At 64.9% G+C, this 23,330-nt stretch carries 19 protein-coding genes; 4 read left to right on the forward strand and 15 right to left on the reverse strand.

From position 1 onward, the window contains the following. Positions 1-55: 55 nt before the first annotated feature. The 6 genes from YU9_RS0123035 to YU9_RS0123060 all read right to left on the reverse strand — a co-directional run bounded on the left by YU9_RS0123035 (position 56) and on the right by YU9_RS0123060 (position 7,363). Positions 56-1,744 carry a methyl-accepting chemotaxis protein gene (locus YU9_RS0123035; RefSeq protein WP_027574913.1) on the reverse strand — a complete coding sequence of 563 codons (1,689 nt, stop codon included), beginning with the start codon at positions 1,742-1,744 and terminating at the stop codon, positions 56-58. Between the two features lie 289 nt (positions 1,745-2,033). Next, complete coding sequence (locus tag YU9_RS0123040) at positions 2,034-3,770, reverse strand: methyl-accepting chemotaxis protein (protein WP_027574914.1); 1,737 nt, start codon at positions 3,768-3,770, stop codon at positions 2,034-2,036. Positions 3,771-3,972: 202 nt separating this feature from the next. Then, positions 3,973-4,218, reverse strand: coding sequence for a hypothetical protein (locus tag YU9_RS0123045; RefSeq protein ID WP_027574915.1), 246 nt, complete (start codon positions 4,216-4,218; stop codon positions 3,973-3,975). Positions 4,219-4,381: 163 nt separating this feature from the next. Next, positions 4,382-4,969, reverse strand: a complete 588-nt coding sequence (locus tag YU9_RS0123050) for a hypothetical protein (protein WP_027574916.1) — start codon at positions 4,967-4,969, stop codon at positions 4,382-4,384. Positions 4,970-5,083: 114 nt separating this feature from the next. Next, positions 5,084-6,070: an MDR family oxidoreductase gene (locus YU9_RS0123055; RefSeq protein ID WP_027574917.1), complete on the reverse strand. Its 987-nt coding sequence runs from the start codon at positions 6,068-6,070 to the stop codon at positions 5,084-5,086. A 39-nt stretch (positions 6,071-6,109) separates the two neighbouring features. Further along, positions 6,110-7,363, reverse strand: coding sequence for an MFS transporter (locus YU9_RS0123060; protein ID WP_027574918.1), 1,254 nt, complete (start codon positions 7,361-7,363; stop codon positions 6,110-6,112). 337 nt (positions 7,364-7,700) lie between these two features. Here YU9_RS0123060 and nadA point away from each other — a divergent pair, with 337 nt between their 5' ends. The 3 genes from nadA to nadC all read left to right on the forward strand — a co-directional run bounded on the left by nadA (position 7,701) and on the right by nadC (position 11,495). Continuing rightward, positions 7,701-8,807 carry a quinolinate synthase NadA gene (nadA, locus tag YU9_RS0123065; protein ID WP_027574919.1) on the forward strand — a complete coding sequence of 369 codons (1,107 nt, stop codon included), beginning with the start codon at positions 7,701-7,703 and terminating at the stop codon, positions 8,805-8,807. Positions 8,808-8,998: 191 nt separating this feature from the next. Next, the gene (locus tag YU9_RS0123070) at positions 8,999-10,606 is read left to right on the forward strand and encodes an L-aspartate oxidase (RefSeq protein ID WP_027574920.1); all 1,608 of its coding nucleotides are present in this window, start codon (positions 8,999-9,001) and stop codon (positions 10,604-10,606) included. A 10-nt stretch (positions 10,607-10,616) separates the two neighbouring features. Next, entirely contained in the window at positions 10,617-11,495 is an 879-nt protein-coding gene (nadC, locus tag YU9_RS0123075; protein WP_027574921.1) for a carboxylating nicotinate-nucleotide diphosphorylase, read from the forward strand. Positions 11,496-11,617: 122 nt separating this feature from the next. Here nadC and YU9_RS0123080 read toward each other — a convergent pair whose 3' ends face one another. From YU9_RS0123080 to YU9_RS46095, 3 genes are all read right to left on the reverse strand, one after another. Then, positions 11,618-13,033 carry a cell wall hydrolase gene (locus YU9_RS0123080; RefSeq protein ID WP_027574922.1) on the reverse strand — a complete coding sequence of 472 codons (1,416 nt, stop codon included), beginning with the start codon at positions 13,031-13,033 and terminating at the stop codon, positions 11,618-11,620. 484 nt (positions 13,034-13,517) lie between these two features. Then, positions 13,518-16,445, reverse strand: coding sequence for a pyruvate, phosphate dikinase (gene ppdK, locus YU9_RS0123085; RefSeq protein ID WP_027574923.1), 2,928 nt, complete (start codon positions 16,443-16,445; stop codon positions 13,518-13,520). Between the two features lie 96 nt (positions 16,446-16,541). Then, on the reverse strand, positions 16,542-16,697 hold the full coding sequence (locus tag YU9_RS46095; RefSeq protein WP_008562090.1) for a DUF3096 domain-containing protein: 156 nt from the start codon (positions 16,695-16,697) through the stop codon (positions 16,542-16,544). 226 nt (positions 16,698-16,923) lie between these two features. Between YU9_RS46095 and YU9_RS0123095 the strand changes: the two genes are divergently transcribed. Continuing rightward, a complete protein-coding gene (locus YU9_RS0123095; RefSeq protein WP_027574924.1) occupies positions 16,924-17,277 on the forward strand; it encodes a DUF1236 domain-containing protein in 354 nt (117 codons plus the stop codon). A 325-nt stretch (positions 17,278-17,602) separates the two neighbouring features. Here the strand turns inward: YU9_RS0123095 and glyS are convergent, their stop codons facing one another. From glyS to YU9_RS0123130, 6 genes are all read right to left on the reverse strand, one after another. Further along, a complete protein-coding gene (glyS, locus tag YU9_RS0123100) occupies positions 17,603-19,717 on the reverse strand; it encodes a glycine--tRNA ligase subunit beta (RefSeq protein ID WP_027574925.1) in 2,115 nt (704 codons plus the stop codon). Beyond that, positions 19,717-20,655 (reverse strand): glycine--tRNA ligase subunit alpha, encoded by a 939-nt coding sequence (locus tag YU9_RS0123105; protein WP_027574926.1) that lies wholly within the window; start codon positions 20,653-20,655, stop codon positions 19,717-19,719. Before YU9_RS0123105 ends, glyS begins: the two co-directional genes overlap by 1 nt. Before the next feature lie 215 nt (positions 20,656-20,870). Next, on the reverse strand, positions 20,871-21,062 hold the full coding sequence (locus YU9_RS0123110) for a hypothetical protein (RefSeq protein ID WP_027574927.1): 192 nt from the start codon (positions 21,060-21,062) through the stop codon (positions 20,871-20,873). A 104-nt stretch (positions 21,063-21,166) separates the two neighbouring features. Beyond that, a complete protein-coding gene (locus tag YU9_RS0123115; protein WP_027574928.1) occupies positions 21,167-22,075 on the reverse strand; it encodes a S49 family peptidase in 909 nt (302 codons plus the stop codon). A 215-nt stretch (positions 22,076-22,290) separates the two neighbouring features. Further along, complete coding sequence (locus tag YU9_RS0123125) at positions 22,291-23,055, reverse strand: tRNA1(Val) (adenine(37)-N6)-methyltransferase (protein WP_027574929.1); 765 nt, start codon at positions 23,053-23,055, stop codon at positions 22,291-22,293. After that, positions 23,048-23,275, reverse strand: a complete 228-nt coding sequence (locus YU9_RS0123130) for a DUF2007 domain-containing protein (RefSeq protein ID WP_014497336.1) — start codon at positions 23,273-23,275, stop codon at positions 23,048-23,050. The genes YU9_RS0123125 and YU9_RS0123130 overlap by 8 nt, the downstream gene beginning before the upstream one ends. Positions 23,276-23,330 lie beyond the last annotated feature (55 nt).

The following is a 23,330-nucleotide window of genomic DNA, read 5'->3' on the forward strand; positions in this document are numbered from 1 at the left end:
TCAGGCGAGTTACTCACCTCTCCCTACGGGAGAGGTGCACAACGACCGCTCATCACTAGGCCGCGCGGACCGATACCAGGAACTGCGCGACTTCGACCTTCAGGCGCGTGCTGTCGGTCGCCAGCGACTTCGCCGCCGACAGCACTTCGCTCGAGGCAGAGCCGGTCTCGATCGCGCCGCGCTGCACGTTGGTGATGTTGGACGACACTTCCTGCGTGCCGAGCGAGGCCTGCTGAACGTTGCGCGAAATCTCCTGCGTGGCCGCGCCCTGCTCCTCGACGGCGGCGGCGATGGCCGAGGACACCTCCGACAGCCGCTCGATGGTGCCGCCGATCTCCTGGATCGCGCTGACGGATTCTTGCGTCGCGGCCTGGATGCCCGAAACCTGCGCCCCGATCTCGCCGGTCGCTTTCGCGGTCTGCTCGGCCAGTGCCTTGACCTCGGAGGCGACGACGGCAAAGCCGCGGCCGGCTTCGCCTGCGCGCGCCGCCTCGATGGTCGCGTTCAGCGCGAGCAGGTTGGTCTGGCCCGCGATGGTGTTGATGAGCTCGACGACGTCGCCGATGCGGGCGGCCGCCTGCGACAGCGCGTTGACGCGCTCGTTGGTCCGCGCCGCCTGCTCGACGGCCTCCGCAGCCATCCGTGCCGAATCCTGCACGCGGCGGCTGATCTCGGTGATGGAGGACGACAGCTCCTCGGAGGCGGACGCCACCGCCTGGACGTTGGTGGAAGCTTCCTCCGACGCAGCCGCAACGACGGTTGCGAGCTCCTGGCCGCGCTGCGCCGTGCCGCTCAGCGTGGCCGCAGACGCCTCGAGCTCGGTCGAGGCCGATGACACGGTCTCGACGACCTCGCCGATCATGGCCTCGAAATTGCGGGTGATGGCATCGACGCGGCGGCCGCGTTCGATCTTGGCCTCGGCGTCGCGCGCCGCCGCCTCGTCGGCAGCCTTCTTCGCGATCAACGCCTCCTTGAAGATCTGGAGCGCATCCGCCATCGAGCCGATCTCGGTCTTCTCGCCGCGATGCGGCACCTCGGCCGAGAGGTCGCCCTCGCCGAGCGACTGCATCGGGCGAATGATCGAGGCGATGCCGCGCGAGACGTCGCGCACGAGATAGTAGGCGGCGCCGATCGCGATCACGACGGCAGCGACGATGATGCCCACCAGCACGCGGAAAACGGTGGCATAACTGTCGGCCGCCTGCTTCGTTTCCAGCTCGGCCCCCCTGTTGTTGAGCTCGATGCCCTTCTGCAGCAGAGGATCGGCGGCCTGCGCCATCTTCGCAACCTTGGTCTGCAACAGCTCGTTGGCATCGGTCGGGAAGCGGCCGACGTTCTTGCGCGACAACGCCATCACGTCCTGCACGCCATTCAGATACTCGGCCCAGGCCTTGGTCCATTGCTCGTAGAGCGAGCGCTCTTCGGCGGCCGTGATCAGCGGCTCGTAGACCTTGCGGGTCTTCTCGATGCGCTCGCGCAACGATGCCAGCCGCTTTTCGGCGGCCTGCTTGCCTTCGGCGGTATCCTGCATCAGGTGCAGACGCAGTGCGACGCGCAGCTCGTTGATGTCGGCGCGCATCGAGCCGAGCGCACGCACGCTCGGCAGCCAGCTCTCAGCAATCTCGACGGTATGGGCGTTGATGTTCTGCATCGTCCCGATCGCCATCACGCCGACGCCGGCGAGCGAGAGCACGAGGACCGAGAGCACGGTCAGCAGCTTGAAGACGATCGACAACTTCGACATCACACAAATCCCGATGATACCAGCACGCGCAAATCACCTGCGCCGCAGTCGTCGCGACGGACGACAGGGTGGAAGTCAGTTCAACAATGCTGGCTAGTTCTTATCCCGTGAGATTGCGCCCTATATTCGCAAGCAGGCGTTAACATCATCCTACGCAAACTACAGGCGGGCCCGGCGCCCGCTATTTCTTCGCAACCGCCTGTTGCAACCGCACAGACATTTGCTGCTGCGACGCGAAGCGCGCGATCCTTGGCGCATTGCAGCATCCGAATCAGAATGGCAGTCGCCGTTACGCCGCGCGCACGGTATCCATGAATTTTCCGACCTCCAGCTTCAGGCGGTTGCTGTCACCAGACAGCGATTGCGCCGCCGCCAACACCTGCGAGGACGCCGAACCGGTCTCGCTCGCGCCGTGCTGCACATCGGTGATGTTGGACGACACCTGATGGGTGCCTGCCGCCGCCTGCTGCACGTTGCGGGAAATCTCCTGCGTTGCGGCGCCCTGCTCTTCCACCGCGGCCGCGATAGTCGAGGAGATCTCGGACAGCTTCTCGATGGTGTGGCTGATGTCCTTGATCGCGCCGACCGAATGTTCGGTGGCGATCTGGATGCTGGCGATCTGCTGACCGATCTCGCCGGTCGCCCTCGCGGTCTGCTCGGCAAGCGCCTTGACCTCGGAGGCAACGACGGCAAAGCCGCGGCCCGCCTCACCGGCCCGCGCGGCCTCGATGGTTGCATTGAGCGCCAGGAGATTGGTTTGGCCGGCGATGGTGTTGATCAGTTCGACCACGTCGCCGATCCGCGATGCGGCAGCGGAAAGCTCGCCGACACGATCGGTCGTGGTGCGGGCTTGGTTCACCGCATCGCTCGCGATGCGCGCTGATTCCTGCACCTGTCGGCTGATCTCGGTGATGGACGACGACAGCTCCTCGGTCGCCGACGCTACAGACTGCACATTGGTGGATGCTTCCTCGGAGGCGGCGGCAACCATGGTGGTGAGCTCCTGCCCGCGCGCCGCAGTCGAGGTCAGCGTCGACGCAGAAGCCTCCAGCTCGGTCGCGGCCGAGGACACGGTATCGACGATTTCACCGATCGCGGCTTCGAAGCTGTCCGCGAGCTTGTGCATCTCTGCCTTGCGCTGCGCGGCCGCAATCTGGTCCTGCCTGATCTTGGCTTCGGCCTCATCGCGCGCCTTCTGTTCGGACACGATCTTGAACTTTTCGACTGCCGCAGCGACGCCGCCGACCTCGTCCTTGCGGCCGAGACCGGGCAGAACCACGGAGAAATCCCCGCCGGCGAGCTTGTCCATGGCCACGGTGAGCGCGCGGATCGGCCGCGCGATAGTCAGGAACGACATCAGCCAGGAGCCGACGAGGACGAGCATAGCGAGTGCGCCGACCAGGATCGCAAGCTGCTCGCTCGATCTCATTTGTGCGGCGGCCGCGGCATTTTTCTCCTCGGATTTGCGTGTCGCGTAATCGGCGATCTGACCGATCAGCACATCGAGCTCGCGGGCGATCGGCAGGGTAATCTCGCGTGCGATGCGAACGGCGTCTTCATTGAGCTTCGCGGCGCGCGCGGCGCCGTCTGCGCCGCTCGCGGCCAAGGCTTCGCCGCGCACACCAGCAATCTGCTGTGCAGCCTTCTCGTAATTTGCGGCCAGCGATCCCAGTTTCTCCATGCGAGCGCGATTCTCCGTCTCGTGAGAAAGCCTCAGCATCTCATCGACCAGCAAATTGGTCGATTTCTGCTGCTCGCCCAGGCTCCGGGTGGCCTTCTGAAGATCGGCCGAGCTATTGGCGAGACGAATGTCGCGTACCGCGAGCTGCATGCCGCGAACTGCGGCCGCGGCCTTCACGGCGTCGCGCGCGATCTGCTGCTGGGCTAGCGCGCTCTGGCTGGTTTCGCGGATGCTCGCATTGCCGAGCATCTGGCTCGCGATCATGGCTCCAACCAGCAGCCCTCCGAGAGCCGAAGCGATCGCCAGCTTGGTTCCGATCTGCAGATTCCGAAAGAGACTCAACATCGGTGCGTTTCCCCTGGAAACGAGCTGCCAAGTCATTGCTGGCAGCTTGGACGTTGATCGCCCTTACCGCGAAGATACCGGTCGGAGCTCCATCTTCTGGTTAACGAGATCCTTCGCAGAAATACTGATTTTGTACGCTAATTGATTGAACGCGAAGGGAAATGATCTCGTCATAGTTGTAAATTGCAGCCTCAAGTCGGATCTAGGAAGCCTTGCATCCGACGGCCTCACCGACGAGGCTGATTCGAAAGACCGGATTCTTGTTCTCGTCGAGCAGCTCCATGCACCACTCGGCGTTCGGCTTCAGGCTGCGCGCGATGCCGCCGAGCAGATTGGCGCACACCTCGGTCATCTCGGTCCAGGCCGCCGCGTGATCCTCGAACTCGTACGGCAGGTCGGCGGCGCCGGAATAGCGGCCGGTGCTGATGCGGAAGAAATACAGCGACATCGTCGAACCCTTGCGTGCGACCGCCCCCCGGCCGCACGCAAACTGAAGCGCGAACAGCTACCAACGCATGAAGGCCGCCGTCCGTATGACTACGGCACGGCGGCTTCGTGTTCGATGGACGTCTTCGACGACAAAGTGCGCGGATTGTCCCGCGCTGGCCAGCTCACTGGGTCGACCGGCGCAGCTCCAGCGGGCCTTCGTTCTTCGCTGGCTCGGACTTCACCGGCTCGAGCCGGCTGCTCTCGACACGCGGGGTCTCGACGCGCGCGGCGACCTCGGTGTTCGACGCGGCGACCGAGCCGGTGTGCTCTGCAGAGCGCAGCGAGCGTGGCCGCGCCGAAGCCCGCGCCATCAGCATCTGATTGCCGCCCTGGTGATGGAAGTCGCAATAGGCGAAGCCCATGCCCGATACCGAGCCGCGGAAGCTGCGATCATCGGTCTTTTCCAGGTTGAAACAGGGCTCGAACGGAATGCCCTTGATCGAGGCGCAGACGTTCTGGCCGCGGATCTGGAGCGTATTGCCGGGCAGGCGAAGATGGCGGACCGGGCCTGCGCCCGAGAACTGCACCGCGCCGGCGGCGCCGAGATCGTCGAGGATGCGGCCCGCACCGCGGGTGCCGTCGAAACAGGTGAAGGCGAACACCTTGCCGGCGACGAAGCGGCGCGCCTCGTCGGCGTTCATGCTTCCAGCAACGGCCGGCGCAAACGTCGCTGCCGCCGTGACAGCCCCCAACATAATACGCGCAAGCATGCTCAACTCCGAACTCAACCCCCGCAGCGGGCGATGCCCTATCTCTTTACCCGCTGCTTACCATACGAACCAAGGCAACATTGGAGCAGCTTGGTTGGTAAAGTCTAAACGCCATTAGACAATTTTAACCACGATACGGCCCCGGACCTGACCAGCCAGGATTTTCGCACCCCATCCGGGGACCTCGTCGAGCGAAATTTCCTGAGTGATTTCAGATAGTTTTGTCCGATCCAGATCGGAGGCCAAACGCTGCCAGGCGGCTCTCCTGGGCTCAATCGGGCACATCACGGAATCGATGCCGAGAAGGCACACTCCGCGCAAAATGAAAGGTGCGACCGAAGACGGCAGGTCCATGCCGGCCGCCAGGCCGCAGGCGGCGATCGCGCCACCGTACTTCGTCATCGACAGGAGATTCGCCAGCGTGGTCGAGCCGACGCTGTCGACGCCGCCTGCCCAGCGCTCCTTGGCGAGGGGTTTTGCCGGCGCCGACAATTCATTGCGATCGATGACCTCGGCGGCGCCGAGGTGCTTGAGGTAGTCGGCTTCCGCCGCGCGGCCGGTCGAGGCAATAACGTGGTAGCCGAGCTTGGACAGCACGGCGGTCGCAACCGAGCCGACGCCGCCGGCCGCGCCCGTTACCACCACGGGACCGCTCTTTGGCGACAGACCGTGCTTCTCCAGCGCCAGCACCGAGAGCATCGCGGTGAAGCCCGCAGTCCCGATCGCCATGGCGTCGCGCGCCGACAGGCCCTGCGGAAGAGCGACGAGCCAATCGCCCTTCACCCGCGCCTTCTCGGCATAGGCCCCAAGATGGGTCTCGCCCATGCCCCAGCCGGTGCAGACGACCTTATCGCCCGCCTTCCACTGCGGATGCGAGGAGGCCTCGACCGTGCCGGCAAAGTCGATGCCGGCGATCATCGGGAAGCGGCGCACCACCGGCGCCTTGCCTGTCAGCGCAAGGCCGTCCTTGTAGTTCAGCGTCGACCATTCGACGCGGACGGTGACGTCGCCCTCCATCAGCTCGGCTTCGTCGAACTGCGTGAGCTGCGCGATGGTGCCCTTGTCCGCCTTGTCGATCCGGATCGCCTTGAATGTGGCCACGACTGAACTCCCTGACTTGTTTCAGGAATGTTTAGCCCATCAGGCCGGCTGCGCAACCGCTCGCTCGACAGGTTTCTCCACGATCGGAAGATTGATCAGCGCGGAAAGCACGCCAAACAGGATCGAGAGCCACCAGATCGGCGTGTAGGAACCGAACTTTTCGAACACGATGCCCCCGAGCCAGACGCCGAGGAAGCCGCCGACCTGATGACTGACGAAGGCAAAGCCATAGAGCGTCGCGAGCCAGCGCGTGCCGAACATCAGCGCCACCAGCGCCGAGGTCGGCGGCACCGTCGACAGCCAGGTCAGGCCGGAGATCGCGCCGAACGCGATCGCCGAGAACGGCGTGATCGGGAATGTGATGAAGGCAAGCGTCGCCAGCGCACGCGTGAAGTAGATGGTCGAAAGGATGTAGCGCTTGGGCAGATAGTTCTGGAGATAGCCGACGCTGAGCGAACCGATGATGTTGAACAGACCGATCGCCGCGATCACCCAGCCGCCCGTTTGCGTCGAGATGCCGCGATCGACCAGGAAGGCCGGCAGATGCACGGTGATGAAGGCGAGCTGGAATCCGCAAGTGAAGAAGCCGAGCACCAGGAGCACGTAGGAGCGGTGGCCGAAGGCTTCGGCAAGCGCCCTGGTGAAGGTCTGGTCATCCGCCGGCGTCGCGTTTGCCGTATTTGCGACCGGCGGCGTCGAGAGCGCCAGCGACAGCGGGATGATCAGCAGCATCAGGAAGCCGAACACGGAGAGCGCCTGCTGCCAGCCGAAATTATCGATCAGCGCAACGCCGATCGGCGCGAACAGGAACTGCCCGAACGATCCCGCCGCCGTGCCGGCGCCGAGCGCGAGGCCGCGCTTCTCGGCCGGCAGGAGCTTGCTGAACGCAGAGAGCACCAGGTTGAACGAGCAGCCGGCGAGACCAAAGCCGACCATCACGCCTGCACCGACATTCAGTGACAGCGGCGTCGAGGAATAGCGCATCAAGAGCAGGCCGCCGGCATAGAGCAGGGCGCCGACGCACATCACTCGAAACAAGCCGAAGCGATCGGCGACCGCACCGGCGAACGGCTGGCCCAGCCCCCACAACAGATTCTGCACGGCGATGGCGAGGCCAAACACGTCGCGGCCCCAGCTGAATTCGTGGCTCATCGGCTGCACGAAGAAGCCGAGCGCCGAACGCGGGCCGAAGCCGAGCATGCCGATCGCACAACCGCACAGAATGATGACGGCCGGGGTGCGCCAGTTGGAGGAACGTGAGGCCGGAGCGAGCTCGCCGATCTGTGTCGACATGTCTTCCTCGTCTGTCGTTGGCGGATCCGCAAATCAGCAGCCGCGGGAAAGCCCGTTTAATGCATATGCATGAAAATCCCAAATCAAAAACGATTGCATTCCACGGGGAGCTGCCGCGGGAGCATTGCGTTTCCATCTGGCCTCGCCTGACGTTTCAGCCGCGAATTGACAGGAATGTGTGCGGCAGGACCTAGCGGCACGCAGCGGAGCGTGCTATCTTTGATTTACTCATATTGAGCATATTAGGGTATGCAACGACGTCGACCGGCCCTCTTGGCCGGATTTCTCGGTCCCTACATATTCTCAAATTGAGCATAATAACGCATGGGAGGCTTCAATGCCGATCGCTGGAATTTACGGCCCCGACGACTTTGCCAACCGGCCTCAGGGCCAGCCCGTCACCTCCGCGCGCGCCGCACCGGTGCCCGCGGGACCGAAATTGCCAATGCCCTCGCTGGAATGGATTCCGGCGGTCGAACGCGCCACCGCGCCGCTCTACGACCGCGTGAAGCACGTGATCCCGCCGATCGAATGGCCGCTGATGGCGCCGACGATTCACGCAATCAACCAGCTGAAGCGCGCGCGGGGCGCGGTCATCCTCGCCCACAACTACCAGGCCCCGGAGATCTTCCACTGTGTGGCTGATATCGGCGGCGACTCGCTGCAGCTCGCGGTCGAAGCCACCAAGGTGAAGGCAGACATCATCGTCCAGTGCGGCGTGCACTTCATGGCGGAAACCTCGAAGCTGCTCAATCTGGACAAGACCGTCTTGATCCCGGACTCGCGCGCGGGCTGCTCGCTTGCCGCCAGCATCACCGGCGCGGACGTGCGGCTGCTCCGCGAAAAATTTCCCGGCGTGCCTGTCGTCGCCTATGTCAACACGTCGGCGGAGGTGAAGGCCGAGGTCGACATCTGCTGCACCTCGTCGAATGCGGTGCAGGTGGTCGAGAGCCTGAATGTCCCGACGGTGATCTTCCTGCCCGACCGCTACCTTGCGACCTACGTCGCCTCGAAGACCGACGTCAAGATCATCGCCTGGAAAGGCGCCTGCGAGGTGCACGAGCGCTTCAAGGGCGAGGAGCTGCGTGCCTATCGCGAGGCCGATCCATCGGTGCAGATCATCGCGCATCCGGAATGTCCGCCGGACGTGCTGGCGGAAGCCGACTTCACCGGATCGACCGCGCACATGATCAACTGGGTGCGCGCCGAGCGGCCGCGCCGGCTCGTCATGATCACCGAATGCTCGATGGCCGACAATGTCCGGGCAGAGCTTCCCGACGTGGAGATGCTCCGCCCCTGCAATCTCTGCCCGCACATGAAGCGCATCACGCTCGCCAACATTCTGGAGAGCCTGCTCACGCTTCGCGAGGAGGTGACGATCGATCTCGCGCTTGCGGAACGCGCGCGGCGCTCGGTCGAGCGCATGATCAATCTGAAGAACTAGGACGGGATGCAGCAACAAACATCACTGTCGTCCCGGACAAGCGCGCCTCAAGCGCGCGCAGATCCGGGACCCATAACCACAGGAAGATGTTTGGCGAAGAACAGCGTTGCAGAGCTTCGCGCAGCAACTTCCGCTGCGGCGTATGGGTCCCCGCCTTCGCGGGGACGACGGTGGAGTCAAAGGATAGAACGATGACGCAAAACATCCACAACCTCACCCGCAGCACCGATGACGTCGTCATCGTCGGCGGCGGCCTTGCCGGACTGTTCTGCGCGCTGAAGCTCGCGCCGCGGCCGGTGACCTTGATCTCGGCGGCACCGCTCGGTCAGGGCGCATCCTCCGCATGGGCGCAAGGCGGCATCGCGGCAGCAGTGGCCGAAGGCGATACGCCGGAGGCACACGCCGCCGATACAGTTGCCGTCGGCGGCGGCCTCGTCGATGAAGCCGTCGCACTCGGGATCGCACGCGAGGCTGCGTCGCGCATCCATGACCTTCTCGCCTATGGCGTGCCGTTCGATCGCGATCTCGACGGCAGGCTTGCCGTCGGGCGGGAAGCTGCGCATTCCGCCCGACGCATCGTGCATGTGCGCGGCGATGGTGCTGGCGCCGCGATCATCGCGGCCCTGTGCGATGCGGTGCGTCGCACGCCTTCGATCCGCCTGATGGAGGGCTTCGTCGCCGAAACACTGTTGACGGAGGACGGAGCGGTTACCGGTCTTCAATTGCGCGAGGCCGGCAAGCCCGCTGCACAGCCGGTCGTGCTCGCCTCGCGTGCGGTCGTGCTGGCGACCGGGGGACTCGGCCATCTCTATGGCGTCACCACCAATCCGTGTGAAGCGAGCGGCTCGGGCCTTGCGATCGCCGCCCGCGCCGGCGTCGTGATCGCCGACCCTGAATTCGTGCAGTTCCATCCCACTGCCATCATGGTCGGCCGCGATCCGGCGCCGCTCGCCACAGAAGCCCTGCGTGGCGAAGGCGCAATGTTGATCAACGGCAACGGCGAGCGATTCATGAGAGCGCGCCACCCACTCGCCGAGCTCGCGCCGCGCGACATCGTGGCCCGCGGTGTGTTCGCCGAGATCGCGGCCGGGCGCGGCGCCTTCCTCGACGCACGGGAGGCGTTGGGCGCGCGCTTTGCCGAAAAATTTCCGACCGTGCATGCGAGCTGCATCGCCGCCGGCATCCATCCCGCGACGCAGCCAATTCCGGTTGCGCCCGCAGCGCACTACCACATGGGCGGCATCGCGGTGGACGCGCGCGGCCGCAGCTCGATCGAAGGGCTCTGGGCTGGCGGCGAAGTGTCCTCGACCGGTGCGCATGGCGCCAACCGGCTCGCCTCCAATTCGCTGCTGGAGGCCGTGGTCTATGCTGCGCGCATTGCCGACGACATCGCCGGCCGCACGGTGCCCTCGCCGGCCCGCCTTCCGGACGCGCTGGTGACGCCGCGCGCTGGCACGCTGGATGCTGCAGAGGTGAAACGGCTGCGCGCGATGATGAGCGCGCATGTCGGCGTGATCCGCGACGGTGACGGGCTTGCGCAAGCCGTGCGCCACTTCGCCACGCTCGAGCGCGAGGCTGAAAACATTGCTGTCCGCAACATGGCGACATCCGCCCTGCTCGTCGCCGCTGCGGCCTGGACGCGGCGCGAGAGCCGCGGTGCGCATTTCCGTTCCGATCATCCGGCCGATAACCCCGCGCTGGCGCAGAGAACCATGACGACGCTCGCAGCAGCGCGCGATGTCGCGGAGAGCCTGAACGAGCGTCCGCGGCCACGCATTGCGCAATCCATGATCGCCTGAAGGAGGCCCCATGATCACCCCGCCCTCACTGCTCCATCCCGACGCCTTCCTCTCTCCGCTCGCGATCGACGCGGCCGTCCAGCGCGCGCTCGACGAGGACCTCGGCCGCGCCGGTGACATCACCTCGCTTGCGACGATCCCGGAAGCGACGAGGGCGCAAGCGATCCTCGTCGCGCGCCAGTCCGGCGTGATCGCGGGGCTGCCGCTGGCGCTCGCGACCCTGCAGAAGCTGTCGTCCGACATCGAGGTGCGCGCACATGTCCGCGATGCCGCGAGGGTTGCTCGCGGCGAGCATGTGCTGACGATCTCGGGCCCCGCGCGCGCCATTCTGACGGCGGAGCGGACCGCGCTGAACTTCGTCGGCCCGCTGTCGGGGATAGCCACGCTCACGGCGGACTATGTCGCGCGCACCGAAGGCACCAGGATGCGTATCTGTTGCACGCGAAAGACCACGCCGGGATTGCGCGCGTTGGAGAAATACGCAGTGCGCTGCGGCGGCGGCTTCAACCACCGCTTCGGGCTCGACGATGCCATCCTGATCAAGGACAACCACATCGCGGTCGCCGGCGGCATCCGTCCGGTGCTGGAGCGCGCCCGTGCCCACGCCGGCCATCTCGTCAAGATCGAGATCGAGGTCGATACGCTGGCGCAGCTGCGCGAGGTGCTGGACAGCGGAATGGCCGACGCCGTGCTACTCGACAACATGGACCTGGCGATGCTGCGCGAGGCGGTGAGGATCAACGAGGGCCGTCTCAAGCTGGAGGCGTCCGGCGGCGTCACGTTGGAGTCGATCGCGGCAATCGCGGCGACCGGCGTCGACTATGCATCCGCCGGCGCCCTGACGCATTCGGCGCCGAACTTCGACTGCGCGTTGGACATCGAGGCGTGATTGGAACACTAACGCCTCCACAACGTCATGGCCGGGCTTGTCCCGGCCATCCACGTCGTACTGCACGGAACGAAGAACGTGGATGCCCGGGACAAGCCCGGGCATGACGATCACTTACAGATCTACCGCCGCTCGCCCAACTCCGCGGAGCTCTTGGCTTCCTGCGCGAGTTCAGCCGAGAGTGCGGCGGTCTGGGCCGGGGTGCCCCAGCTCGGCTCCTCGCTGCCGTCGCCCCAGTTGCGCGGCCGATAGAAGGTGTGCACGCCGGTCTTGTACATCTTCTTCATCTCGGCGACCCAGGACGGGCGCACCCAATAGGCGTGGTAGTGCGTGGACTTGCCGACCTCGGGCAGCCAGATCTGGCCGTCCAGCATCGCCTTGGAGATCTTCTTCGCGCGCTCCCACATCTCGGGCTCGCGGATCACGTCCGGATTGTTGTCGCAGGCGAAGGTGAACTGGCAGGCGAAATGGCGGTGCTTGTTCTGATAGACTGCTCCGCACACGGTATCCGGATATTTGCCGGAGAAGACACGGTTCATCACCACCTGCGCCACCGCGATCTGGCCGCGCACCGCCTCGCCGCGGGATTCGAAATAGACGGCTTCGGCGAGGCACTTCTCGGATTTCGCCCGCGACTTGTCGTCGAGCGCGAGCCGCTCCGCCGGCGATCTGGCGCGCTGGTTGTCGGCGTTGACCTCGCCCTTCGGCGCAACGCTCTCGCCGCTCTCGATGTCCTTGGCGATGTCCGCCGTCGGCGGGGTCAGCGAGGCCGTCACCTTCATGTCGGGGTCGGGCATCACGATCAGCGGCTCGGCGCCGGGCTGCCAGCTCTCGATGCTCTCGAGATTGCCGCCGAGCGAGGAGCTGCCGAAGAACAGGCTCGAGGTCTTGACGCTGAAGGGATCGCGCGCCGGTGCGGGCGCAGCCGAGGCCCGCTTCGCAGCGTCGCTGGCCTGCGGCGGATTGGAATATTGCGGCAGCGGCGGCGCGCGCAGCGCTTCCTGGAGCTCGGGGTCGAGCGCGGCCGCGGATTCCGGGGACATCGCCTGCGGCAATGCGGCGGTCTTGGCGCCGAACACCGAGCTGTTCGACGTCGCGGGATCTTCCTGTGCCGGTGCCGCAGCTGGCGCGACCGTCTCGGGAGACTGCGTCGGCGTGACGATTGCGAGGCGATCACCCTTCAGGGAGCGATCGACCTTGGGAAACTCGGAAGCCTGGTAGCGCGGCGGCGCCTGAAGTGCAGGATTGCGGCTGATCGCGCCGGTGACGTCGCGGCCGTCGAGGCTCGCGAGCCGAACCATCGCGCTCTGCGGAGCGGAGGTGCCAATGGGGCGCGAAAAGCTGTAGGTGGCGAGCTGGATCGAGGACGCCGCGGAGAACACCTGCTTCTGCCAGCGCTCGGCGACGCCGGGTTGGCGCGCCAGCAGCGAGGCAATGTCCTGATAGCCGGTCTCTCTCGGCATCAATGCGAAGATGCAGAGACCGATACCGAAGGACGCGAACCGCGCGCCCTTCGGATGGTTACGCAACACTGACATCGATACGCTCACGCTACGCTTACGCTCGTCCGATCGAACTCAGTACATCCGTGCAATTCGATCTATCGTGAGTATCTAATTTAGGTTGCCGGGGCGTTAATGCGCGTTGCGCGAGCGGCACACGCAAGCGGGCACAGGTGTTTTCACGGGGCGATGTGGCGCATTGGTAAATGCGGCCTGACGAGCAGCGGTAAACATCTGGTCAATACGAATGGTGAAGGAACTCTTGCGCGCACGTGTCATTACGGGACGCGTGATGAGTTCTTGTTGTTGCGTGAGGTGCCTCCACAACAACCGCTGTCATCGCCCGGCTTGACCGGGGCATCCAGTACGCCGCGGCCTCTCGATTCCATCACTACCGCCTCGGCGTACTGGATCCCCCGGTCAAGCCGGGCGATGACAGCGAGTGTGTGGGCGTAGCTCAAATGAAAAGAGAGGCGGAGCTTGGCCCGCCTCTTTCACATTTATACTCTTGCGCTTCGTCTTACGCCTGGCTCGCAATTTCCTTGCCGAGCGCGGCTTGCGCCGCTGCAAGCCGCGCGATCGGCACGCGGTAGGGCGAGCAGGAGACGTAGTCGAGACCGATGTGGTGACAGAAGGCGACGGAGGCGGGATCGCCGCCGTGCTCGCCGCAGATGCCGACTTTGAGCGAGGCGCGGGTCTTGCGGCCGCGCGCGACGCCGATCTTGACGAGCTCGCCGACGCCGTCCTGATCCAAAGAGATGAAGGGATCGACCGAGAGGATGCCCTTCGCGACATAGGGACCGAGGAAGCTCGCCGCGTCGTCGCGGCTGATGCCGTAGGTCGTCTGGGTGAGATCGTTGGTGCCGAACGAGAAGAACTCGGCCGACTGCGCGATCTCGGCCGCGAGCAGACAGGCACGCGGCAACTCGATCATGGTACCGACCTGATAGGCCAGCTTGGTGTTGGTGTCGCGCATCACCGCCTGTGCGGTCGCATCGATCCGCGCCTTGACGAGATCGAGCTCGGCCTTGGTCGCGATCAGCGGCACCATCACCTCGAGGCCGACGGCCTTGCCGGTGCGCTTCTGCGCCTCGACTGCCGCCTCGAAGATCGCGCGCGCCTGCATCTCGGCGATCTCCGGATAGGCGATCGCGATACGGCAGCCGCGGAAGCCGAGCATCGGGTTGAACTCCGAGAGCTCACGGGCGCGGTCCGCCAGACGCCGCGGGTCGGTGTTCATGGCGCGCGCCACTTCCTCGACCTCGGCATGGGTGTGCGGCAGGAATTCATGGAGGGGAGGATCCAGAAGCCGGATCGTGACGGGCAGGCCCTTCATGATCTCGAACAGCTCGACGAAATCGGCGCGCTGCATCGGCAGCAGCTTTGCCAGCGCGGCACGGCGCGACTGCTCGTCCTCGGAGAGAATCATCTCGCGCACCGTGCGGATGCGGGTCTCCTCGAAGAACATGTGCTCGGTGCGGCAGAGGCCGATGCCTTCGGCGCCGAACTTGATCGCGGTGCGCGCATCATCCGGCGTGTCGCCATTGACGCGCACGCCGATCTTGCGGGCCTGGTCGGCCCAGTTCATCAGCGTGCCGAATTCGCCGGACAGCTCCGGCTCGATCATCGGCATGCGGCCGGCGAGCACCTGGCCGAGCGAGCCGTCGATGGTGATGACATCGCCAGTCTTGAAGGTGCGCGAGCCGATGCTCATGGTGCCGCGGCCGTAATCGACGCGGATGGTGCCGCAGCCGGAGACGCAGGGCTTGCCCATGCCGCGCGCGACCACCGCCGCGTGCGAGGTCATGCCGCCGCGGGTGGTCAAGATGCCTTCGGCGGCATGCATGCCGTGGATGTCTTCGGGGCTGGTCTCGATGCGGACCAGAATCACCTTGCGCCCGTCGCCCTGAAGCTTGGCCGCTTCATCCGAGGAGAACACGATCTCGCCGGAGGCGGCGCCCGGCGAGGCCGGCAGGCCGGTCGCGATCACGTCGCGCTTGGCGTTGGGATCGATGGTCGGATGCAAGAGCTGGTCAAGCGAGGCCGGATCGATCCGGGTCACCGCTTCCTTCTTCGAGATCAGGCCTTCATTGGCGAGCTCGACCGCGATGCGCAGCGCCGCCTTGGCGGTGCGCTTGCCGCCGCGGGTCTGGAGCATCCAGAGCTTGCCCTGCTCGACCGTGAACTCCATGTCCTGCATGTCGCGGTAATGCTTCTCGAGCAGCGTGTAGATCCGCGTCAGCTCCTTGAAGGCCTCCGGCATCGCCGACTCCATCGACGCCTTGTCGGAGCCCGACTCTTTCCGCGCCTCCTCGGTGATGTCCTGCGGCGTGCGGATGCCCGCCACCACGTCCTCGCCTTGCGCGTTGATCAGAAACTCGCCGTAGAGTTTGCTCTCGCCGGTCGAGGGATTGCGCGTGAAGGCAACGCCGGTGGCCGAGGTCTCGCCCATGTTGCCGAACACCATGGCCTGCACGTTGACCGCAGTGCCCCAGGATTCCGGAATGTCGTGCAGCTTGCGGTAGGTCACCGCGCGCGTGTTCATCCAGGATGAGAACACCGCGCCGATCGCGCCCCAGAGCTGGTCGTGCGGATCCTGCGGGAATTCCTTGCCGGTCTCGCGCGCGACCGCGTCCTTGTACTTACCGACCAGTTCGACCCAGTCCTCGGCGGACAGATCGGTGTCGAGCGTGTAGCCCTGGCTGTCCTTGAAGGTGTCGAGGATTTCCTCGAAGTGATGATGCTCGAAGCCGAGCACCACGTCCGAATACATGGTGATGAAGCGGCGATAGCTGTCATAGGCGAAGCGGCGGTCGCCCGACAATTCCGCCAGCGCTTCCACGGTCTGGTCGTTGAGGCCGAGATTGAGCACGGTATCCATCATGCCCGGCATCGAGGCGCGCGCGCCGGAGCGCACCGAGACGAGCAGCGGGTTCTTGGTGTCGCCGAACACCTTGCCGGTCAACTTGCCGACATAGTCCAGCGCCTTCTCAACCTGCGGCTTCAGCTCCTTGGGATAGGTCTTGTCGTGCTCGTAAAAATAGGTGCAGACCGAAGTCGGGATGGTGAAGCCGGGAGGCACCGGCAGGCCGAGATTGGCCATCTCGGCGAGGTTGGCGCCCTTGCCGCCGAGCAGGTCGCGCATTTCCGAGCGGCCCTCGGCCTTGCCGTCGCCGAACGTGAACACCCATTTGCCGGCCTTTGCGGCGCTTGGGGCCGCCTTAGCGGGCGCAGCCTTCTTCGGCGCGACCTTCGGCGTAGCCGCCTTTGTCACGGCCTTTGCCGCCGGCTTAGCAGCGGGCTTGGCAACAGATTTGGCGACCGGCTTCGGCGCGCTCTTGGCCAGCGCCTTGCGGGCCGGCGGCGCCGCTTTCGCGAGGGCGGAGGACTTTGATTTCGCTGGGATTTTCGCTGGGATTTTCTTGGGCTTCGAGGCGGCTTTGGCCATAGCTTGCACACAACCTGCGAGAGGAATGGGAAATCGCGGGCCTTACACCATTTTGGGCGGGCCCGCGCAAGTCGGACAGTTCCGAAAAGTGAACGCCTAGAAGCGGAGCCACTTCAGGAGCCCGAGCCCGATCGCGCCGTTGACGATGAGGAAGATCGCGACAATGAGGTTGAGAAGTCGCGGCATGATCAGGATGAGCACGCCCGCAATCAACGACAGGATCGGCGAAATGTGGGCGACGGTGATGTGCATGAACTATCTTTCTGTGGAGGTGAGGCGAATCGCGCGCGGATCATAGCCGGCCAGGTTCCGGGAGTAGAGATGCGCAAGACGCGCCGCGAGTTCCCCGCACCCACGAAAACTGCCCGAAATTGCCGCGAATGCGGCAGGCCTTTTCCCGGAACATTGGCTTTAGGCACGCATTGGCAACCAGTCGCGCCACTGGCGCGTCCGCAGAATCACGTCGAAGGAGTTGTCCATGCGGAACAGGATTCTTGCTCTTGCAGCGCTCGCGGCCGCGATCGGCTCGCCCCTTGCGGCGCAGGCGCAAAGCGATGTCACCATCGGACGCGCGCCCGCCACGGTCGACAGCGCCCCGACAATTGCCGTCGAACAGCGGCCGGCCTTCCGCGAATATGTCGTCGAACAACGTGTGCCAGCCTTCCGCATTCCGGATCGCGTGGTGGTCGGCGCCACCCTACCCGAGAGCGGCATCACCTATTATGACGTGCCGCAACGCTTCGGCGCCACGACCTATCGCTACACCGTCGTGAACGGCGAAACCGTGCTGGTCGAGCCGCGGTCGCGCCGCATCGTCGAGGTGCTGAACTAAATTCTTGTCTGGACGCGTTTTCTTTGAGCGAACAGGTATCCACTTCGCTTGAAAGCGCCGTCGTTCCATTTTGATGTCCGGCGCGTCACATCAGGCTGGCGCGAGCAGTGTTAAATCGGACATCAGCCCCGCCCGGTCCTCCCCCCGCCGGGCGGGGCTTTTTGCCATCGCCTCGTGCTTGTCCTCTCGTATCCCGGACAAGGCGCAGGGCGTAGCACTGCGACGCAGAGCCGGGATCCAGAAGCTCCGAGCACGCGGCTCGCATGGGCCCCGGCTCTGCAGCGCACCGCTGAAGTAGCGCTGCGCTGCGTCCGGGGCACGCACCTCAATCCTGGATCTTCGAAAAATCCGCCACCGCACGCGTGGCGCTGCGGATCTCGTTCAAGAGCTTCAGGCGGTTCTCGCGCACCTTCGGATCGTCGTCGTTGACGCGGACCTTGTCGAAGAACGCATCGACCGGCGGGCGCAGCTTTGCCATCGCGCTCATCGCGGCCGCGAAGTCTTCCTTCGCGACGGCGGCGCTGGCTTCCGCCTTCACCTCGTCGATTGCCCTGGCCAGCGCCTTCTCCTCGGCGAGACTGTAGAGCGCGGGCTCCGGCGCGCCGTCGAAGGTCCGCTTGTCCTTCTTCTCCTCGATCGAGAGGATGTTGCCGGCGCGCTTGGTGCCGGCGAGCAGGTTCTTGCCGTCGTCGCTCTCAAGGAATTTGCCGAGCGCCTCGACCCGGCGGACGATCATCAGAAGATCGTCCTGGCCGCCGAGCGCGAACACGGCGTCGACGAGATCGTGACGCGCGCCCTGCTCGCGGAGCTGGACCTTCAGGCGGTCGGCGAAGAAGGGGAGAAGATCAATAGCTCCCTTCCCCGCAAGAGTCTGAAAATGCTGGGCGATGGATCGAATGACAGTGTCGTAGTGTTTGTCGAAAAGCTCTCCGAGAGAGATTCGAACCCCGTTCTCGACGAGCAGCCTGATCACGCCCAACGCCGCACGACGGAGCGCATAGGGATCCTTGCTGCCCGTCGGCTTTTCGTCAATCGCCCAGAATCCAACCAGCGTATCGATCTTGTCCGCGAGCGCCACGGCAACGCTGACCGGGTCGGTCGGCACGCGATCGGCGGGGCCTTGCGGCTTGTAGTGCTCCTCGCAGGCGACGGCGACGGAGGCGTCTTCGCCCTGCGCGAGGGCATAGTACTTGCCCATCAGGCCCTGCACCTCGGGGAATTCGCCGACGACTTCGGTCAACAAATCCGCCTTGGCCAGATGCGCAGCACGCGTCGCCTTGGCGACATCGGCCCCGACCAGCGGCGCGATCTCGGCGGCGAGGCGCTCGATGCGCTTGATGCGCTCCGCCTGCGTGCCGAGCTTCTCGTGGAACACGATCTGCTCGAACTTCGGCAGCCGGTCCTCGAGCTTCGTTTTCAAGTCCGTCTCGTAGAAGAATTTCGCATCGCTTAAGCGCGCGCGGATGACGCGTTCGTTGCCGGCGATGATGGTCGCACCACCGTCGGTCGCCTCGATATTGGCGACCAGGATGAACTTGTTGGCGAGCTTGCCCGTTTTGGGATCTCTGACGACGAAGCACTTCTGGTTGTTGCGGATGGTGGCGCGGATCACTTCGCCTGGAGTCGCCAGGAACTCCGGTTCGAACGAGCCCATCAGCACGACAGGCCATTCGACGAGGCCGGCGACCTCGTCGAGCAGGGTCTGGTCCTCGACCAGCTCAAAGCCTTGCGCGAAGGCGAGCTGCTTGGCGTCGGTGAGGATCGCGTCCTTGCGGCGCTCGGAGTCGAGCACGACTTTCGCGGCGAGAAGCTTGGCCTCGTAATCCTCGAAGCGGCGAACAGCAATCGCGCCCGGCGCGAGGAAGCGGTGACCGTAAGTGGTCTGGCCGCTCTCGATGCCGTCCACCTCGAACTTCACGACATCGGGCTCTTCGGTCTCGAGCCCGAACGTCGCGGTGATCGCGTGCAACGGACGCACCCAGTTCAGCGAGCCGGGCTTTCCGGAACGCGCACCCCAGCGCATCGATTTCGGCCAGGGGAAGGTGCGGATGATGACGGGCAGGATCTCCGCGAGCACGTCGATCGCATCGCGGCCGGGCTTCTCGATCAATCCGATGTAGAAATCACCCTTGGGGTCGCGCTGGATCTTGGCCTCATCCAGCGACTTCAATCCAGTCGCCTTCAGAAAGCCCTGCACGGCGGCATCGGGCGCGCCGACTTTCGGTCCGCGGCGCTCGGTCTTGAGGTCAGGCTGGCGCGCGGGGATGCCGTGCACGGTGAGCGCAAGGCGGCGCGGCGTCGCAAAGGCTTTTGCGCCCTCGTAGACCAGGCCTTCGGCAACCAGCTTGTCGGTGACCATGCGGCGCAAATCGTCGGCCGCCTTGGCCTGCATGCGCGCGGGGATTTCTTCCGAGAACAGCTCAAGCAAAAGATCGGGCATCAGGCCGCTCCGCCCGCTTCAGTGTGGATCCAGGCCTCGCCGCAGGCCTTGGCCAGCTCGCGCACGCGAAGAATGTAACTCTGCCGCTCCGTCACGGAGATCACGCCGCGCGCATCGAGCAGGTTGAAGACGTGGCTGGCCTTGATGCACTGGTCATAGGCCGGCAGCGCCATCAGATGCTGCTTGCTGTTGCCGCCTTCGCGCCAGCCTGTGTCGAGATATTTCTTGCAGGCCGCCTCGGCCATCTTGAACTGCTCGAACAGCATCGCGGTGTCGGCGTATTCAAAGTTGTGCCGGGAATATTCCTGCTCGGCTTGCAGGAACACGTCGCCATAAGTGACCTTCTGATCACCATCGTGGCCGTTAAAATTGAGATCGTAGACGCGGTCGACGCCTTGCACATACATCGCGAGGCGCTCGAGCCCATAGGTGAGCTCGCCCGCGACCGGGGCGCATTCGAAGCCCGCGACCTGCTGAAAATAGGTGAACTGACTCACCTCCATGCCGTCGCACCAGCACTCCCAACCGAGGCCCCAGGCGCCGAGCGTCGGGCTCTCCCAATCGTCCTCGACGAAGCGGATGTCGTGCACGGCGGAATCGATGCCGATCGCGGCGAGCGACTTCAGGTACAGCTCCTGAAGGTTCGGCGGCGACGGCTTCATGATCACCTGGAACTGGTAGTAGTGCTGCATCCGGTTCGGATTCTCGCCGTAGCGGCCGTCCTTGGGCCGGCGCGAGGGCTGCACATAGGCTGCGTTCCACGGCTTTGGCCCGAGCGCACGCAGGGTGGTCGCCGGATGGAAGGTGCCCGCGCCCATTTCCATGTCGTAGGGCTGCAAGATCACGCAGCCCTGCTCGGCCCAGAACCGCTGGAGCGCGAGGATGAAGCCCTGGAACGAGCGTTCCGGGCGCATATGGGCGGGCAATGAGGCGTCCATCGTCAGATCAGGCTCTCGCGGGGGGCTTTGAATCGCGCGGGACCGTATCGACGGAGGGGATGGGAATCAAGGCAAAGGGGGCGGAAATGGCTGTCATTCCGGGACGATGCGATGGGACCGCGTCAGCGGCCCGCAGGACCGAACCCGGAATCTCGAGATTCCGGGTTCGGTCCTGCGGACCGCCCCGGAATGACGGCGTGTGAAAAGAGCAGCGTCTACCCCGGCCGGTAAGCCCCGGTCACGGGGTCACGCTTCAGCGTCTGGATATCCCCCATACGAGCGGCTTCAGCGACGCGCGACACGCGCATCTCCTCCAGCTCCTGGTTGATCCGGACAGCGGTCTTGTAGGCCCAGCGGACCACGGCAAGCCCGCCCAGGACGCCCGCGAAAGCGACGAACGGCGGCATCGGTCGATCCTTGTCTAGTGCTCAGCCCCCACCTGCATTGTTGCGCAGATGGACCTGCGCCGCAATTGGCCCACCTCGGGCCAAATGGCGCGGGAGGGCTCGGCCTAGAACCCGAATTTCGCCCAAATCGCCCGCGTCTCGACGGCCGAGATCAGCTCGTCCGGAAGGCCGGCGATAGATTCCAGGGCTGAAAGCTGCCCCGCGCCGGGGGCTTTTCGCCCCAAAAGGCCGGAGAGCAGCCCGGTCGGCTGCGCGATCACGGGCGTGAGAACCTTCTCACCATAGCGGGCACGAAGAGTTGAGCGGAGATCGCCGATGCCGTCGGCGAGCCCCAGCGAGATGGCGCTCTCACCGGCCCAGTATTCTCCAGTGAACAGCGTGTCGTCCGCTCCCTTCAGCCGCGCGCCGCGGCTCTCCTTGACCAGCGAGATGAAGATCTGGTGGATCTCGCGCTGGATCGCCTTCAGTCTAACGACGTCATCGGGGTTTTCCGGGAGGAACGGATCGAGCATCGCCTTGTGTTCGCCTGCGGTGTAGAGGCGCCGCTCGATGCCGAGCCGCCTGATCGCCTCCTGAAAACCGAAACTGCCGCCGACCACGCCGATCGAGCCGAGAATCGAAGAGGGATCGCAGATGATCTCGTCGCCGGCGCAGGCGATCATGTAGCCGCCGGAGGCCGCGACGTCTTCGACGAACACGAGCACCGGCAGCTTCTTCTCCGCCGCCAACTGCTTGATGCGCAAGTAGATCTGGCGCGACTGCACCGGCGAGCCGCCGGGCGAATTGATCACCAGCGCCACGGCCTTGGCGTGGCGATAGGAAAACGCGCGCTCGAGCACCCGCGCGACGCCAGCAAGCGTCAAGCCGGGGCGCAGCGGCGTCACCGCACCGATCACGCCTGACAGCCGCACCACCGGCACCACTGCCGCACCGGGGCGGAAGCGCGCCGGTAGATATTGCATGAGCTTGTCGGCCAGGCCGGAACTCTCTCGATCGTTCAATTGTTCGGCCATGCCGCTACCTCTGATTAACCATTTCTTATCACGCGAGTGTCATTGGAAGTGCCTGGAACGTGTTTTGCAGATTTCCCGTTGGGAAGCTGCAATAGGCAGCGGAGGAAACGCCATGAAGATTTATCTGCTGATGCTGCTGATCGGTGCGCTTTTCACGGCGATTCGCTTCACGTCCCCGCAAGAGCAGCAGTCGGAATCGCTTCCGCAGTAAGCCGTCATGGCTCCACCAGCGGCAACTCCGCCCTCCCCTCCAGAATATCCCTCACCCCTTTTTTAGGCACGCTTGACTCTCCGTTAAGCATGAGGCTCGGCAGCAATCGTGTCGGAGCCCGGCCGCCTTTGACTGCGCGCACCAGCACGCGGATCGCGGGCTTTCCCGCTTCGCCATGAACCGGCAGGATCGCGAGGCTGCCGAAGCCGCGTGACAGCGCGGCCAGAACGTCGGCGATTCCGTCCGCCCGCCAGATTAGAGTGAGCGCGCCGCTCGATCGCAGGATACGCCGCGCTGCATGCACCCACGCATGCAGCGTCTCCCCGGTTGCCACATGGGCGGTGTGACGTGCCTGATCCGGCGAGCCGCGATGACGTGCGGGATCGTTGAAGGGCGGGTTCATCAGCACTGCGTCGACACTGTCAGGCAGGAGTCCGTTTGCTGCAAACGCCTGCGCATCCGCGGTGACGTCGAGCACGATGGTCTCGGCGGCGATCGCGTTCGCCGCAGCATTGGCCCGCGCGAGCTCCGCCAGTTCCGGATCGATCTCGACCAGGCTGAGCCTGATCCCCTCTACGCGCCGAGCAAGCGCGAGCCCCGCCGTGCCAACGCCGGCGCCAAAATCGACCACGCGGTCCCCCGCACGGGCGCCGGTTGCCGCTGCGAGCAGGATGGCGTCATGCCCGGCGCGATGGCCGGATCGCTTCTGCATCAAGCGCAACTGCCCGCCGAGAAAGGCGTCCTCGGTAATATCTGCGGCCTCAATCATCGCCGCGCAGTTCGTGGCTGAGGCCGGCTTCGGTGAGGAGCTCCCGAGCCTCCTGGGCGTCGTCCTCATGAACCAGGATCCGCCGCGGCAAAATGCCGAGCGAGCCCTCGATGATGCTCATGTTCTGGTCCAGCACCAGATGATGGATGTTGGCACCGTCGAGCAGCGCGCCAATCGCCGACACCAGCACCATATCGTTGGTCCGAACCAGTTCGCGCAAAACGAAGGTCTCCTGCCTGAAGGTGGCTAAAGCGGCAAATGTCAATGGTTCCGCG

Source organism: Bradyrhizobium sp. WSM1743, from assembly GCF_000473065.1.
Classification (GTDB): Bacteria; Pseudomonadota; Alphaproteobacteria; order Rhizobiales; family Xanthobacteraceae; genus Bradyrhizobium.